This window comes from Pseudonocardia sp. Ae150A_Ps1, from assembly GCF_001932315.1.
GTDB lineage: Bacteria > Actinomycetota > Actinomycetes > Mycobacteriales > Pseudonocardiaceae > Pseudonocardia.
The window spans coordinates 3,051,729-3,067,301 of sequence record NZ_MCIJ01000001.1 but is presented as its reverse complement, the minus strand read 5'-3'; the positions used below and the strand labels follow the sequence as shown (position 1 = coordinate 3,067,301).

General features: G+C 74.7%; 15 protein-coding genes. 11 read left to right on the top strand and 4 right to left on the bottom strand.

The features are described 5' to 3' along the window. Nucleotides 1–398: 398 nt before the first annotated feature. The 3 genes from Ae150APs1_RS14135 (at nt 399) to Ae150APs1_RS33600 (ending at nt 2,801) form a co-directional block, all read left to right on the top strand. Entirely contained in the window at nt 399–2,060 is a 1,662-nt protein-coding gene (locus tag Ae150APs1_RS14135) for a DNA repair helicase XPB (RefSeq protein ID WP_075298062.1), read from the top strand. Nucleotides 2,061–2,173: 113 nt separating this feature from the next. Beyond that, nucleotides 2,174–2,380: a hypothetical protein gene (locus tag Ae150APs1_RS14130; RefSeq protein WP_075298060.1), complete on the top strand. Its 207-nt coding sequence runs from the start codon at nt 2,174–2,176 to the stop codon at nt 2,378–2,380. An 85-nt stretch (nt 2,381–2,465) separates the two neighbouring features. Next, a complete protein-coding gene (locus tag Ae150APs1_RS33600; RefSeq protein WP_249266339.1) occupies nt 2,466–2,801 on the top strand; it encodes a PspC domain-containing protein in 336 nt (111 codons plus the stop codon). A 67-nt stretch (nt 2,802–2,868) separates the two neighbouring features. Here Ae150APs1_RS33600 and Ae150APs1_RS14120 read toward each other — a convergent pair whose 3' ends face one another. After that, entirely contained in the window at nt 2,869–3,468 is a 600-nt protein-coding gene (locus Ae150APs1_RS14120; RefSeq protein WP_060574674.1) for a TIGR03086 family metal-binding protein, read from the bottom strand. Nucleotides 3,469–3,531: 63 nt separating this feature from the next. On the opposite strand from Ae150APs1_RS14120, the gene Ae150APs1_RS14115 reads away from it, so the two are divergent. Next, complete coding sequence (locus tag Ae150APs1_RS14115) at nt 3,532–4,500, top strand: WYL domain-containing protein (RefSeq protein ID WP_075298058.1); 969 nt, start codon at nt 3,532–3,534, stop codon at nt 4,498–4,500. 405 nt (nt 4,501–4,905) lie between these two features. Further along, a complete protein-coding gene (locus tag Ae150APs1_RS14110) occupies nt 4,906–5,322 on the top strand; it encodes a hypothetical protein (protein WP_075298056.1) in 417 nt (138 codons plus the stop codon). A 76-nt stretch (nt 5,323–5,398) separates the two neighbouring features. On the opposite strand, the gene groL is transcribed toward Ae150APs1_RS14110, so the two are convergent. After that, nucleotides 5,399–7,027 carry a chaperonin GroEL gene (groL, locus tag Ae150APs1_RS14105; RefSeq protein ID WP_075298054.1) on the bottom strand — a complete coding sequence of 543 codons (1,629 nt, stop codon included), beginning with the start codon at nt 7,025–7,027 and terminating at the stop codon, nt 5,399–5,401. Nucleotides 7,028–7,243: 216 nt separating this feature from the next. On the opposite strand from groL, the gene glp reads away from it, so the two are divergent. From glp to Ae150APs1_RS14085, 4 genes are all read left to right on the top strand, one after another. Beyond that, entirely contained in the window at nt 7,244–8,482 is a 1,239-nt protein-coding gene (gene glp, locus Ae150APs1_RS14100; RefSeq protein WP_075298052.1) for a gephyrin-like molybdotransferase Glp, read from the top strand. Between the two features lie 575 nt (nt 8,483–9,057). Further along, complete coding sequence (locus Ae150APs1_RS14095; RefSeq protein ID WP_075298050.1) at nt 9,058–9,762, top strand: phosphatidylserine decarboxylase; 705 nt, start codon at nt 9,058–9,060, stop codon at nt 9,760–9,762. A 1-nt stretch (nt 9,763) separates the two neighbouring features. Then, on the top strand, nt 9,764–10,771 hold the full coding sequence (gene pssA, locus Ae150APs1_RS14090; protein WP_060574679.1) for a CDP-diacylglycerol--serine O-phosphatidyltransferase: 1,008 nt from the start codon (nt 9,764–9,766) through the stop codon (nt 10,769–10,771). Between the two features lie 46 nt (nt 10,772–10,817). Next, nucleotides 10,818–13,235 (top strand): AAA family ATPase, encoded by a 2,418-nt coding sequence (locus tag Ae150APs1_RS14085; protein WP_075298048.1) that lies wholly within the window; start codon nt 10,818–10,820, stop codon nt 13,233–13,235. 68 nt (nt 13,236–13,303) lie between these two features. On the opposite strand, the gene Ae150APs1_RS14080 is transcribed toward Ae150APs1_RS14085, so the two are convergent. Both Ae150APs1_RS14080 and Ae150APs1_RS14075 read right to left on the bottom strand, forming a co-directional pair. Next, on the bottom strand, nt 13,304–14,044 hold the full coding sequence (locus tag Ae150APs1_RS14080; protein WP_075298046.1) for a LytR C-terminal domain-containing protein: 741 nt from the start codon (nt 14,042–14,044) through the stop codon (nt 13,304–13,306). 48 nt (nt 14,045–14,092) lie between these two features. After that, the gene (locus Ae150APs1_RS14075) at nt 14,093–14,407 is read right to left on the bottom strand and encodes a DUF3263 domain-containing protein (RefSeq protein WP_010224083.1); all 315 of its coding nucleotides are present in this window, start codon (nt 14,405–14,407) and stop codon (nt 14,093–14,095) included. 213 nt (nt 14,408–14,620) lie between these two features. Here Ae150APs1_RS14075 and Ae150APs1_RS14070 point away from each other — a divergent pair, with 213 nt between their 5' ends. Both Ae150APs1_RS14070 and Ae150APs1_RS14065 read left to right on the top strand, forming a co-directional pair. Continuing rightward, entirely contained in the window at nt 14,621–15,202 is a 582-nt protein-coding gene (locus Ae150APs1_RS14070) for a peptide deformylase (protein WP_075298044.1), read from the top strand. A 99-nt stretch (nt 15,203–15,301) separates the two neighbouring features. Beyond that, nucleotides 15,302–15,571 (top strand): hypothetical protein, encoded by a 270-nt coding sequence (locus Ae150APs1_RS14065; protein WP_075298042.1) that lies wholly within the window; start codon nt 15,302–15,304, stop codon nt 15,569–15,571. Nucleotides 15,572–15,573 lie beyond the last annotated feature (2 nt).

Below are 15,573 nucleotides of genomic sequence, written 5' to 3'. Positions count from 1 at the left end.
GTCTCCCTGTCGGTCTCCGGTCCGGGCACGGGTGACGCTCCCGGGTGTTCCCGGCGGTCGGCGGGCGGGAGACCCGGCCGTGTGGCGTCGAGGAGGGGGAGCATCAGGTGGTCCGGTGCGCCTTTCGGGTCACGACGGGACCCGCTCGACCACTACCGGTCCGACACGGGGCGGCGGTTGCCGCGTCCCGGGGGAGTCGGGCGGATATGATCGCGCTGGGTCTCGTCTGTGCGTGACGGACGGCTCAGGAGTCTAGCCCCCGGAGCGCCCCTGTCCCGAGTGGCGTAGCGACGGTTGCTCCCCGGTCACGTGATGTGACACACGTCGACCGCTCGTCTCCGTTCGTCGCCCGGCGGACCCGTGAAGCTCGGCAATCCGGCGTCGAAAGGATTCGCTCCGTGACCGACGGTCCACTGATCGTGCAATCCGACAAGACACTCCTGTTGGAGGTCGACCACTCCGACGCAGAGCAGGCGCGGGCCTCGATCGCGCCCTTCGCGGAGCTCGAGCGCGCCCCCGAGCACGTCCACACCTACCGGGTCACCCCGCTCGCCCTGTGGAACGCGCGCGCGGCCGGGCACGACGCCGAGCAGGTCGTCGACGCGCTGGTCCGGTGGTCCCGGTACCCGGTGCCGCAGCCGCTGCTCGTGGACGTGGTCGACACGATGGGCCGCTACGGGCGGCTGCAGCTGTCGAACCACCCGGCCCACGGTCTGGTGCTGACCGCGTTCGACCGCGCGGTGCTGGAGGAGATCCTCCGGCAGAAGAAGATCTCCCCGATGCTCGGCGCGCGGATCGACGACGACACCGTCGTCGTCCACCCGTCGGAGCGCGGGCGGCTGAAGCAGGCACTGCTCAAGGTCGGCTGGCCCGCCGAGGACCTCGCGGGCTACGTCGACGGCGAGGCTCACCCGATCGAGCTGGAGCAGGACGGCTGGTCGCTGCGCGACTACCAGCAGCAGGCCGTCGACGGCTTCTGGGACGGCGGCTCCGGCGTCGTCGTGCTCCCCTGCGGTGCCGGCAAGACGCTGGTCGGCGCGGCCGCGATGGCCAAGGCCGGCGCCACCACGCTGATCCTGGTGACCAACACCGTCTCCGGCAGGCAGTGGAAGCGCGAGCTGATCGCGCGGACGTCGCTGACCGAGGAGGAGATCGGCGAGTACTCGGGCGAGCGCAAGGAGATCCGCCCGGTCACCATCGCCACGTACCAGGTCGTCACCCGCCGGACCAAGGGCGAGTACAAGCACCTGGAGCTGTTCGACTCCCGGGACTGGGGCCTGGTCGTCTACGACGAGGTGCACCTGCTCCCCGCCCCCGTGTTCCGGATGACGGCCGACCTCCAGTCCTGGCGCCGGCTCGGCCTGACCGCCACCCTGGTCCGCGAGGACGGCCGGGAGGGCGACGTCTTCTCGCTGATCGGGCCCAAGCGCTTCGACGCCCCCTGGCGGGACATCGAGGCCCAGGGCTGGATCGCCCCGGCCGAGTGCGTCGAGGTGCGGGTGACCCTCACCGACGCCGAACGCATGGCGTACGCCACGGCCGACGCCGAGGAGCGCTACCGGACGGCGTCGACCGCGCACACGAAGCTGAACGTCGTGCAGGCGGTCCTCGACCGGCACAAGGGCGAGCAGACCCTGGTCATCGGGGCCTACCTGGAGCAGCTGGAGGCGCTCGGGGAGAAGCTCGACGCCCCGGTCATCCAGGGCTCCACCCGGAACAAGGAGCGGGAGCGGCTGTTCGACCTGTTCCGCCGGGGCGAGCTCGACCGTCTCGTCGTCTCGAAGGTCGCGAACTTCTCGATCGACCTGCCCGAGGCGACGATCGCGGTGCAGGTCAGCGGGACCTTCGGGTCCCGCCAGGAGGAGGCACAGCGGCTCGGTCGGCTGCTGCGCCCCAAGGCCGACGGCCGTCAGGCGCACTTCTACTCGGTGGTCTCGCGCGACACCGTGGACACCGACTACGCCGCGCACCGGCAGCGGTTCCTCGCCGAGCAGGGCTACGCCTACCGGATCGTCGACGCCGACGACCTCCTCGGGCCCGCGCTGCCCGACGCCGGGTAGCCCCGGGGCGACCGGGCCGTCCGCCGTCACCTGATCCAGCGATGATCCCCCTCGGGGGGTGCGCGGCGGGCAGACTGGTGCGCGCCCCGACGGCCCGGGACGGGAGGGGACGCATGACGACCGCCCTGTGGATCCTCGCCGGCCTGGTGCTGTGGGCGCTCGTCGGGCTGGGCGTCGCGTTCCTGCTGGGCCGCGTCGTCCGCATGCGGGACCGGCAGGTGCCGGACCCGCCGGACCGTCCCGGTGCCCCGCCCGCGCCGCCGCCGGGCCCGCCGCGGCAGCGTGGCCCCGCGGAGCGGCCCCGGGGCGAGGACGGCTGACCCCGAACCACCCCCGGTGCGGTTCGGGGTGGTTCTCCGGGGCGATCCCGAGTCCGGCGACGGGCCCGCCCGACACGCTGGACGCATGGACACCACAGCGCAGAACGCCACCTCCACCACCCCGCAGGCGGACCCGGCGGGCGAGCCCACGACGACGGTCCCGGCCACGCCCCAGCTCCCGCTCGCCGGCGGCGCACCGCAGGGCACTCCCGCCCCGGGGCTCGCCGACCGCCTCGGCTCGTACCGGATGCGCCGCAGCACCACCGACAAGATGCTCGGCGGCGTCTGCGGCGGCCTGGCCGCCGACCTGGGCATCGACGCAGCCCTGCTCCGCATCCTCGTGCTGGTGCTGACCCTGTTCACCGGCGGCGCGGCCGCACTCGTCTACCTGGCCGTCTGGATCATCGCGCCGGCCGGCTGACCCGCGGCCGCGGGTCCGTGGTCGCAAGGCGGGTGTGGCGCGCGAGGGGGCGCTGCACCCGCTCGGATCAGCGACGCCGGCCCGCCCAGTTGGCGAGCTGCTCGGTCGGCCCGGCGCCGGGTGCCGGGGTGACGACCGGCCCGAACGGGACCGGCCCGCCCCGCGGCTCGGCAGGCAGGAACCGCCGTGCCACCTCGAGCGCCGTCGTCGCGAGTGCGGGATCCGCCTCCACCGGCTGCCCGGTCGCGACGGCGAGGTCCCAGCCGTGGACGAGCGTCTCGTTCACGTACACCCACAGCGCGACCCGGACCGGGACCTCGCCGAAGGGCATCCGGACCGTCCGGTCCAGCAGCTCCACGGCGTCCGCCCCGGACCACGCGCCGTGCAACGCGGCCGCCTCGGCGACGTAGGCCTCCGCGGGTGCGTCCAGCACGTCCTCGCTGACCAGGGGCGCCGCCAGCGGATCGGTCCCGGCGGCAATCGCGGCGGGGCGGCGCACGGTCGTCACGAGGTGCGCGAGCAGCGTGCGCACGTCGAACTCGTCGCACGGGGTCGGGCCGGCCATGCGGTCCTCGGGGACGGCGGCGGCGAGCCCCGACACCCAGTCGAGGGCGGCGAGGTGGGCGGCGCGGGGATCGGTGGCGAGGACATCCGTCGATGTGGTCATGGCAGGCAGCCTGCCCACGAATCACGACATCTCCTGTCGTGATTCTCTGCCATTCTCGAACCCGTGCGCGCGGACCGGTTGCTCTCCCTGGTGCTCCTGCTGCGCCACCGCGGCCGGATGACGGCCGCCGCGATCGCGGTCGAGCTGGAGGTCTCGGAGCGGACGGTGCTGCGGGACGTCGAGGCGCTCTCCGGCGCCGGGATCCCGGTCTACGCCGAGCGCGGACGGCACGGCGGGTTCGCGCTGCTCCCCGGCTTCTCGACCGACCTGACCGGCCTGACGCCGGGCGAGGCGGTGGCCCTGCTGACGTCGGGATCGGCGGTCACCTCCGGGGCACTCGGTCTCGGACCGGATTTCTCGTCGGCGATGCGCAAGATCGTGGCCGCGATGCCCGAGCAGGCCCGCACGCAGGCCACCGGGGCCGCCGGACGGGTGCTCGTCCGCCACGGCGGGCTGCTCCGCGACCCGCAGCACCCCGAGGAGTACCCCGCGCTCGGCGCCGTCCAGCAGGCCGTGTTCGAGGGCACCCGGCTGCTGATCCGCTACCGCGCCGGCGGCGGACCGCGCGGGGCCGCGCCGGTCGAGGCGACCGAGCGGACCGTCGAGCCCGTCGGGCTGGTCCAGGCCTCGGGACGCTGGTACCTGCTCGCGATCCGCGACGGCGAGGACCGCACCTACCGGGTCTCCCGGATCGAGGCGGCCACACCGCTGCCCGAGCCCGCCCGGCGGCCCGACGGCGTCGACCTGGAGGAGCTGTGGCTGCGCCGCAGGGAGGACTTCCGCGCCCGGCACCCGGGCCTGCGGGTCCGGCTGCGGCTCCCGGTGGACCGCCGTCCGGCGCTGTCCGCGATGGCTGTGGAGACGGTCCGGGACGACGGCCGCACCTGTGAGGTGGAGGCGGCGTTCGGCGACCTGTGGCACGCCGAGTCGGTGCTGTGGCCGCTCCTGCCCGGGATCGAGGTGCTGGACCCCCCGGAGCTGCGCGCAGCCCTGCGCACCCGCGCCCACACCACGGCAGCCACCCTGACCTGACCCGCCCACCCCGCCCGCCAACGCAGCCGCTCCCGGGCCCCGGACGCTCACCGGATACGGGTTCGCTCATGCGATCGGGTGAGCGCTGCCGCAACCAGTGAGCGCCGCCCCAAACGGTGAGCGCTGCCGCAACCGTGAGCGCCGCCGCAAACGGTGATCGCCGGCCGCTCGAGTTGGCCCTCGGGGTCGTACTCGGCGTCGAGGGGGGATGGGTGGGTGACCGGGTGCGGCGTCGTTGTGGTGGTCGAGAGGCCCCGGTGTCGGCTCCGCCGAAAGTACGAGACATCCGTTCGCCAATGCCGTCCCGTGGTCCGAGGCGCCGGACGACCACGGACCGGCACAGTCCACGGCAGTCGTCGAGCAACCGGTGAGACGACCAGTGAGTCAAGGATCGAGGAGAACGAGATGACCACGATGAGCCGCCGAATCACCTCGGGTGCCTGCGCCGTCCTCGCGTGCGTCGGCATCGGCCTGGGTGCCGCGACCGCCGCCGTCGCCTCGCTCGCCGAACCCGCCCCCGGGATCGTGGCGCCGGCCGCGGACCCGTCCACGGCGCAGGACCCGACCCCGCTCGTGATCCAGACGCGCGACTATCCGGTGACGATGACGGTGACGGGGGGACCCAAGGCGGGGTACCAGCGCGTGATCGGCCCGCGCGAGCACGAGGTGTTCCCGACGTCGCCGAACGTCGCCAGCAGGATCACCTTCACCTTCGACGAAGCTCCGCACGGCCAGACCTACGAGATCGACCCGAACCGCGCGATGCGCTTCGACATGCAGGGCAATGCGCAGTACCCGGCGGTGACCCTGCGGACCTCCTGACCCGGCCACGACGCGCCGCGGGGGCGGCACCGGCGAACCGGTACCGCCCCCGCGGGACGTGCTGGGTGGGGTGGACTCAGAAGTCCATGCCGCCCATGCCGCCGGTCGGGTCGGCGGGGGCGCCGCCGCCCTTCTCCGGCTTGTCGGCGATGACCGCCTCGGTGGTGAGGAACAGGGCCGCGATCGAGGCCGCGTTCTGCAGCGCCGAGCGGGTCACCTTCGCCGGGTCGATGATGCCCGCGGCGACGAGGTCCTTGTACTCACCGGTGGCGGCGTCGAGGCCCTCACCGGTCGGCAGGTTACGGACCTTCTCCGCCACGACGCCGCCCTCGAGGCCGGCGTTGACGGCGATCTGCTTGAGCGGGGCCTCCAGCGCGACCTTGACGATGTTCGCGCCGGTGGCCTCGTCACCGTCCAGGCCGAGACCCTCGAACAGGCCGGCACCGGCCTGGATCAGGGCGACGCCGCCGCCGGCGACGATGCCCTCCTCGACGGCCGCCTTCGCGTTGCGGACGGCGTCCTCGATGCGGTGCTTGCGCTCCTTGAGCTCGACCTCGGTCGCCGCGCCGGCCTTGATGACGGCGACGCCGCCGGCCAGCTTGGCGAGACGCTCCTGGAGCTTCTCGCGGTCGTAGTCGGAGTCGGTGCGCTCGATCTCGGCGCGGATCTGGTTGACCCGGCCGGCGATCTGCTCGTTGTCACCGGCACCGTCGACGATGGTGGTCTCGTCCTTGGTGACGACGACCTTGCGGGCGGTGCCCAGCAGGGAGACGTCGGCGTTGTCGAGCTTGAGGCCGACCTTCTCCGAGATGACCTCGCCGCCGGTCAGGATCGCGATGTCGGCGAGCATGGCCTCACGACGGTCACCGAAGCCCGGGGCCTTGACGGCGACGGACTTGAAGGTGCCACGGATCTTGTTGACGACCAGGGTGGCCAGGGCCTCGCCCTCGACGTCCTCCGAGATGATCGCCAGCGGCTTGCCCGACTGCATGATCTTCTCGAGCAGCGGCAGCAGGTCCTTGACCGTGGAGATCTTGGACGAGACGAGGAGGATGTACGGGTCCTCGAGCTCGACCTCCATCCGCTCGGCGTCGGTCACGAAGTAGGGCGAGATGTAGCCCTTGTCGAAGCGCATGCCCTCGGTGAGCTCGAGCTCGAGCCCGAAGGTCTGCGACTCCTCGACCGTGATGACGCCTTCCTTGCCGACCTTGTCCATCGCCTCGGCGATGAGCTCGCCGATCTGCTTGTCGGCGGCGGAGATCGACGCGGTGGCCGCGATCTGCTCCTTGGTCTCGACCTCCTTGGCGCTCTTCAGCAGCGCCTGGGAGACGGCCTCGGTGGCCTTCTCGATGCCGCGCTTGAGCGACATCGGGTTCGCGCCGGCGGCCACGTTGCGCAGGCCCTCACGGACCAGCGCCTGGGCCAGCACGGTGGCGGTGGTGGTGCCGTCGCCGGCGATGTCGTCGGTCTTCTTGGCGACCTCCTTCACCAGCTCGGCGCCGATCTTCTCCCAGGAGCCCTCGAGCTCGATCTCCTTGGCGATCGACACACCATCGTTGGTGATGGTGGGCGCGCCCCACTTCTTCTCCAGGACGACGTTGCGGCCGCGCGGGCCGAGCGTCACCTTGACGGCGTCCGCGAGGGTGTTCATCCCTCGCTCGAGGCCGCGGCGGGCCTCCTCGTCGAACGCGATCTGCTTCGCCATGGGGGTGTTGCCCTCCGATAGACAGAGTCGAGTGATCGGATGCGGCGCCCGCGACGGACGCCCGGCTACCCTGCGCCGGACTCGCCGACCCGACCTGGCACTCCACGGACACGAGTGCCAGTGGATGCTGTGCCCGTTTCTAGCACTCGCCCGTGGGGAGTGCAAGCGCGCGGCGGCGGTGTGCGGGCCGCTCGCGGGCGGAGGCAGGATGGGTCCATGAGCACCTGGTCCGAGGCCGGTCCACGCAGCGTCGAGGAGCACGCGGCGGCGGTGGCGGCGCTGCTGCCCCCGACCGGGACGGAGACGGTGCCGCTCGCGGAGGCGAGCGGCCGGGTGCTGGCCGCGGACGTGACCGCGGGCGTGGCGCTGCCGCCGTTCGACAACTCGGCGATGGACGGCTACGCGGTGCGGGCCGCCGAGCTGGCCGGGGCGTCGGACGACGCCCCCCTCGTGTTCCCGGTCGCCGCGGACATCCCCGCCGGTCGCGTCGACGTCCCGCCGCTGGCGCCCGGCACCGTCGCGCGGATCATGACCGGCGCCCCGGTGCCGGAGGGTGCGGACGCGATCGTCCCGGTCGAGCGGACCGACGCGGGCACCGAGCGGGTGCGGGTCTCGGCGGCCCCGGAGGCGGGTGCCTTCGTGCGCCGGGCGGGCGAGGACACCGTCGCCGGTGCCGTGCTGCTGCACGCCGGCACGGTGCTCGGCGCCCCGCAGATCGGCCTGGCCGCCGCGGTCGGGCGCCCCGTGCTCGAGGTACACAGGCGCCCGCACGTGCTGGTGCTCTCGACCGGCTCCGAGCTGGTCGCCCCCGGTGAGCCCCTCGCTCCCGGCCAGATCTACGAGTCCAACGGGACGATGCTCGCCGTCGCGGTGCGGGAGGCCGGTGCGACCGCCGAGCTGCTGTCCTTCGTGCCCGACGACGTCGAGAGGTTCCGTTCCGTCCTCGCGGAGCGGGTGAACGGCGGCGTCGATCTCGTCCTGACCTCGGGCGGGGTCAGCGCAGGCGCCTACGAGGTCGTCAAGGACGCGATGACCGGGCACGGCGTCGAGTTCGGCAAGGTCGCGATGCAGCCCGGCGGCCCGCAGGGCTGCGGCCGGCTCGAGCTGGGCGGGGTGACGGTCGCGGTGGCGACGCTGCCGGGCAACCCGGTCAGCTCGATGGTGTCGTTCGAGGCGTTCGTCCGGCCCGCGCTGCGGGCCGCGGCCGGCCATCCGCAGCCGGCGCGTCCGGTGGTCACCGCCCGCCTGGCGGAGCCGATGTCCTCCATCCCCGGGCGCCGGCAGTTCCGGCGCGGGCTGCTCGACGCGGCGTCCGGCACCGTCTCCGAGGTCGGTGCGTCCGGATCGCACCTCATCGCCGCACTCGCACGGGCCGACTGTCTGATCGATCTCCCCGCGGACGTCGAATCGGTGGGTGGCGGCGAACCGGTCGCGGTGTGGCTGCTCGACGGGTAGCCGGGCGACCCCTCCGCGCGCCGAACGGTCCTGTCCGCGTCCGGTCCGGATGCGCATTGCGACACCGCCACCACCCGCATGTCGCCCTCACTGCGCCATAAGTGTGACCTGTCTCACAGGCAGTCGGGGCAACGATCTCACCCGGCGCAACGTCTTACGGGATGCACGTTCGACCGAACGAGGTAGATCACAGTCGACATCCATCGTGATCTGGACGGCCGGTCGTCGGCGAGGAATACTTTTGCTCACGGAGGGGTAGACCCTTCGTAGCACAGGACCCACCGCCCGTCGCTGGGGAGCGGACGAGCGGTTCCAAGGCCGGGGTCGTCGTCTCGGGGGACGGCGGCCCCGGCCCTTTTACTGTCCGGGGTCGGTGGCGAGGCCCATGGCCTGCTGCCCGCCGTCCCGCGCGCTGCACCGCGCGCGTCGTCGAGCGGTCGATGGTGCCAGGCGCCCGGCCCGCGGAACGGTAGGGGGTCGTCCCGGCGTGTCCGGTCGTCCCGCCGGTCGTGCACGTCCGGTGCCCGCGTAGCGTGGCGATCCCCAACCGGAGCACCAGGAGCCGACGACCCGCCATGGCCGAAGGAACCGGCACCTCGCCGACCCACATCGCCCGACTGGTCCGGGACGCGATCCCGCCGATGCACCCCGGCGGGCGTCCGGTCGTCGCGGGGGTCGCCCTCGCCGCCGCCGGTGTCCGCGCGCTCAGCGGCCGGGGAGCGCTCCCCGGGCTGCTGGCGACCGCGGCCACGGCGCTGTTCTTCCGGGAGCCGGCACGGACCCCGCCGCTGCGCACCGACGCCGTGCTCGCCCCGGCGGACGGCACGGTCGCGACCGTCGCCGAGGTCGTCCCGCCCGCGGAGCTGGACCTGCCGCGCGAGCCGCACACCCGGGTGTCGGTCTTCCTGACCGTGCTCGACGTCCACGTCCAGTGGGTGCCGGTGAACGGGCGCGTCGCCGCCGTCACGTACCTGCCGGGGAAGTTCCTCTCCGCTGACCTGGACAAGGCCAGCGAGGGCAACGAGCGCAACGCGATCACCTTCGTCCGGGCCGACGGCACCGGGGTCGGGGTCGTGCAGATCGCCGGCCTGCTGGCCCGCCGGATCGTCTGCCCGCTGACCGGGGGCGAGGAGGTCGCGGCCGGCGAGCGCTTCGGCCTGATCCGGTTCGGGTCGCGGGTGGACACCTACCTGCCGCCGGGGACCGAGCCGCTCGTCCGGCCCGGCCAGCGCACCGTCGGCGCCGAGACGGTGCTGGGGTACGTGCCGGTGGAGGGCTGAGATGGGGATCGGGCGTCCGGCCAACGGGTATCCCGCCGGGGTCCGGCTCCTGCCCAACGCGGTCACCGTCCTCAACCTGTGCGCGGGCCTCTCGGCCGTCTACTTCGCGCTGGGGAACCGGTTCGACCTGGCCATCGGCGCCGTGCTCGCGGCCGCCCTGTGCGACGCGCTGGACGGCGGGCTGGCCCGGCTGCTCGACGCGTCCAGCCGGATCGGTGCCGAGCTCGACTCGCTGGCCGACCTGGTGTCGTTCGGTGTCGCCCCGGCGCTGGTGATCTACATCTGGGCGTTCGAGGACACCCGGGCCGGGTGGATCGTCGCCCTGGTGTTCGCGGTCTGCATGGCGCTGCGGCTGGCCCGGTTCAACACCCTGATCGACGACGACAGCGCCCCGCCGTTCGCCCGGGAGTTCTTCGTCGGCGTCCCGGCCCCGGCCGCCGCGATGACCGCCGGGATCCCCCTCTACCTCTGGCTCCACTTCGGCGACGGCTGGTGGTCGGCCGAGCCGCTGGTCGCGGGCTGGGCGCTGGTCACCGCCGGGCTCATGGTGAGCCGGATCCCGACCGTCTCGCTGAAGACGGTCAGGGTGCCACCGCGGGCGATCGCCCCGCTGCTGGTCGGGGTGACGGTGATCGTCGCCGTGCTGCTCACGGTGCCGTTCCTGGGCATCACGATCGCCGGCCTCGGCTATCTCCTGCTGCTGCCCTACACGGCCTACCGCTACCGCTGGCTGGCCCGCCACCCCGAGGCGTGGGACGTCCCGGTCCGCCAGCGCCGCGCCGTCGCCCGGGCGGCGCGTTCCGCCCGCCAGCTCGGTCTGCGCCCGCCGCTGCGCCGCCGGGTCGCCGGGCGGGCCGGGGCGGTCGCCCGCGGCGTGCGCCGCCGGCTGGACCCGGAGGGTGCCGCCCGCCGGGAGAACGGCACCGACCGCCGCGCCGCCGCCCGCGGCCCGGGGGTGGCCCCGGCCCCGCGCGGCTCCGGCCGCCGTCTCGGCCTGCGCCGCCGCTGACCCCGCTCCCGCCGGCCGGTGCCCGCCGACGGGATAGCGTGGCGGCGTGGGAGATCCCTCGCTGACCCTGGTCGCCCGCCTGGCCCCCGCGGCCACCGACGCCCGGCGCGGGGTGATCCGGCTGCACCCCGAGGTGCTGGCCGGGCTCGGCCTCCGCTCCTGGGACGCGGTGACGCTCACGGGGTCCCGGGTGACGGCTGCGCTGGCCGTCGCCGGTGACGCCGCATGCCCGCACGGCCAGGCCCGGCTCGACGACGTGACGCTGTCCAACGCCGGACTCACCGACGGGGCCCAGGTCGTCGTCGCCCCGGCCACGGTGACCGCGGCCCGGGAGGTGCGGCTGCTCGGCTCGCGGCTCGCGACCGCCACGGTGAGCCCGGCGACGCTGCGGCTGGCGCTGATGGGGAAGGTCGTGGTCCGTGGCGACGCGGTGTCGTTGCTGCCGCAGGACATCGAGCCGCCGCCCGGGTCCGACGTCGGGTCGGTGCGCCGCGCGCTGGCCGCCGCCGTCGGCGGGGCGTGGACCTCGGAGCTGCTCACCGTGGCCGTCGCCGGCCCGGACGGGGGACCGGTCGTCGTCGTGCCGTCGACCGTCGTCGGCTGGGAGGGCGGCGCCGACACCGGCACCGTGACCGTCTCGCCGGCACCGGGCGCCGCCGTCGGCCGTCCCGCCCTGACGACGGCCGGTGGGCCCACCGCGACCGGGCGGTCCGGCGGGCCGGGCGCGGCCGGGCCCGCCGGCGGGTTCGTGGGCTCCCCCGGCGGACCGGCAGGCGGGACGGGCGACCGTGGCGCCCGCGACGGCGGTGCCGGCGCGGACACAGCGGCCCGGGACGGTGCCGCCCCGGACACAGCGGCCCGGGACGGTGCCGCCCTGGACACCGACCCGACGCCGTCGATCGACGACCTCGCGGCGAACGAGGCGGTCGCGCGGCGGCTGCTGGACTGGCTGGAGCTGATGTTCCGCCGCCCCGAGCTGCTCACCCGGCTCGGCGGGGACGCCCGGCTCGGGGTGCTCGTCTCCGGCCCGGAGGGCTCGGGCAAGGCCACGCTGGTGCGCAGCGCCGCCGCGGCCGCCGGGGCCCGCTGCGTCGAGCTCGTCGGGCCCGCCGTCGCCGCCGTCGAGCCCGCGGCCGCGGCCGAGCGGGTCCGCGCCGCGATCGCCGACGCCCGCAGCACCCCGGACGATCCCGCGGTCCTGCTGGTGCACGACGCACACGCCCTGCTGCCCGCCTCGTCACCACCGCCGCTGGCCACGCTGGTACTCGACGAGCTGCGGGCGGCGACCCGGCCCGGCGGGCCCGCGCTCGTCGTCACCAGCGCGGAGCCGGAGGGGCTCGACCCTCGGCTGCGCGCCCCGGACCTCGTCGACCGCGAGCTCGCCGTCGCGCTCCCGGACACGGCGACGCGGCGGGCGCTGCTGGAACGGCTGCTGTCCGGGGTGCCGCGGGCGGGTGACGTCGACCTGGGCGTGATCGCGGCGCGGACCCCCGGGTTCGTGGTGGCCGACCTGGCGGCCGTCCGGCGGGAGGCCGCCATCGCGGCCGCCCTGCACGGCGGCGCGGACGACGCGGAGGAGGTCCGCCAGCAGGACCTGCTCGACGCCGTCGGCTCGGTCCGGCCGATCTCGCTCTCCGACGGCGGTACGCTGAGCGCGGGGGGTCTGACCCTCGACGACGTCGGCGACATGACCGAGGTGAAGCGGTCCCTGACCGAGGCGGTCCTCTGGCCGCTGCGGCACCCGGACTCGTTCGCCCGGCTCGGTGTCGAGGCCCCGCGCGGTGTGCTCCTCTACGGTCCGCCCGGTGGCGGGAAGACCTTCCTGCTGCGGGCGCTGGCCGGGTCCGGGGATCTCAACGTGTTCGCGGTGAAGGGCGCCGAGCTGCTCGACAAGTACGTCGGCGAGTCCGAGCGGGCGGTCCGGGAGCTGTTCCGGCGGGCCGCGGAGGCTGCTCCGGCGCTGATCTTCCTGGACGAGGTGGACGCGCTCGCGCCGCGCCGTGGCGGGTCCACCGACGCGGGCGTCGCCGACCGGGTGGTGGCGGCGTTGCTCACCGAGCTGGACGGGGCGACGCCGCTGCGGGAGGTCGTCGTCGTGGGGGCGACGAACCGCCCGGAGCTGATCGACCCGGCACTGCTGCGCCCGGGCCGGCTGGAGCGGCTGGTGTTCGTCCCGCCCCCGGACGCCGAGGCGCGGGCCGACATCCTGCGCGCGTCCGGCCGGGACGTCCCGCTGGCCGACGACGTGGACCTGGACGCGCTCGCGTCCGACCTGGACGGCTACTCGGCCGCGGACTGCGCGGCGCTGCTGCGCGAGGCGGCGCTCACCGCGATGCGGGAGTCGCTGGAGGCCGGCGAGGTGACGGCGGCGCACGTCGCGACCGCACGGGAGACCGTCCGGCCGTCGCTGGACCCCGCGCAGGTCGCCGACCTGGAGGCCTACGCCGAGCGCCGCAGCGGCTGACCACACACGACGGTCCCGGACGAGCGACTCGTCCGGGACCGTCCGTGCTGGGGAGCGGAAAGCCGGTGTCAGGCGGCCGAGAAGTCCCGGGTGACGATCACGATCACGCCGGGCGTCGCGTCCTGGATGCCGTCGAAGCGGGGCTCGGTACGCATACCGAACTTCTGCGCGATCTCCTCCGCGGCGGCCTTCTCGCCCGTGCCCTGCCGGTAGTAGACCGTCGTCGTCGGGATGACGCCCTCGGAGTAGTTCTGGACCTGGGCGACGTCCCAGCCGTTGGTCCGGAACTGGCCGGCGGCCTTCTCGGCGAGCCCGCGGATCGTGGAGTTGTTGTAGATCCGCACGGCGGGCCGGGCCGCGGCGGACGATCCCTCGCCGGCCGCGGCGCCACCACCACCGGCGCCGCCGGCGCCACCGGCCGCGGCGGGTGGCGGGGCGACGGCCGGGCCGGGCCCGTCGTAGCCGGGGGAACCCGGCGTGCCGGGAGCGCCCGGGGTGAGCGGCGACGTGCCGCCGGGCGCGCCGGGGGCTCCGGGCCCGCCGGGGGTGCCCGGTGCTCCGGCGCCGGGTGCAGCGCCGTCCTGGCCGGGGGCCGGTGCGCCGCCCTCCTCACCGGGTGCGGGTGCGGCGCCGTCGCCGCCCGGGGCGGGTTCGGCGCTCGCCGACGGCGGCGGGGCGGCCTGAGGGTTCTCCTCGCCACCTCCGCCGAGGCCGAACAGGCCGACCACCCCGGCGACCACACCGACACCGATCAGTGCGATTCCGGCGATCTTCAGCGGCGACTGCCCGCCGGACGCGGGTGCGGTCATGGTGACCTCCGGTCAGTGTCGATCACGGCTGTCGTCTGCGCCGCCGGCTCAGGGCTCGAGGCCGAGACGACGGGCGGCGCGGGTGCGCTGCCGGCTGGAGCGCAGCCGGCGCAGGCGCTTGACCAGCAGCGGGTCGACAGCCAGTGCCTCGGGCTTGTCGACCAGCGCGTTCAGCACCTGGTAGTAGCGGGTGGCGGACATGTCGAAGAGCTCGCGGATCGCCTGCTCCTTGGCTCCCGCGTACTTCCACCACTGGCCCTCGAACGCGAGGATCTCGCGCTCGCGGCGGTCGAGGTCGCGGGAGGGGGCGGCGGGGCGGCGGTGCGCTCCGCGGCTTTCCGGCAGGGACCCAGCGGACTCCATCACGCTCCTCGAGCGGCTGACGAACTCGGTCGGCGACGGCTCTGGAGAGGCGCCACCGGCACGAATGACACGTCTGTCATTCGCGGTCCGGATTGAACCACACGGCACCGACGCCGACCGGTCACGACGCGCCCCGCGGCGCGGAAACCCCCCGGTCGGGTCCACGGCGGGAGCAGGCGCGGAGGGGAGATCGCCGGACCGTACCCTGCGACGGTGACGGTTCTGCGCATCCGCATGGTCGGCGACCCCGTCCTGCACCGGCCCACCCGGCCCGTCGAGCAGGTGGACGACGGGATCCGGACGCTCGTCGACGACATGTTCGAGACGATGGCCGCCGCGAACGGGGTCGGCCTCGCCGCGAACCAGGTCGGGGTGGACCTGCGGCTGTTCGTCTACGACTGCCCGGACGAGGAGACGCGCACGATGCGGCGCGGGCTCGTCGTCAACCCGGTGCTGGAGACCAGCGAGCGCCCGCAGGTCATGCCCGACCCGGACGACGACGAGGAAGGCTGCCTGTCGGTGCCCGGGGAGAGCTACCCGACCGGTCGCGCCGACTGGGCCCGGGTCACCGGCACCGACCTCGACGGCGAGCCGGTCGACGTCGAGGGCCGGGGCTTCTTCGCCCGCTGCCTGCAGCACGAGACGGACCACCTCGACGGCCACCTGTACCTGGACCGGCTGATGGGCCGGAACCAGAAGGCCGCGAAGAAGATGCTCAAGCAGAACGGCTGGGGTTCCCCCGAGGACTCCTGGGATCCCGCGACGACCCCCGCCGAGGACGTGCCGCGCGGCTGAGCGGGGAGCCGGGCCTCCTCCCGTGGTCCGACTCCCGACCTGCGAGAACCGTACCTCCGGCCGATGCCGGGGACGGCGCGACGGGAGCACTGTGGAGCCATGGTGCTGACGATCCTGGCCGTTGCCCCCGTCCTCGCAGTCCTGCTCGTGATGGCGGCCCAGCCGCTGTTCGAACTCCTCGACGCCCGCGCGTCCGAACGCGACCGGGCGGCCGGTCGCACGGCGCGCGAGGCGCCGGCGGCGCTGCCCGAGGACTACCCGCTGCCGCACGCGCCGGTCGCGTTCCCCGAAGCGCTCGGCGACGTCACGCCCGGCGTCCGGATCCCCGCGCAGCGCGGGCTGCTCCCGCGGGTCCACGCCGCCGGGTGAGC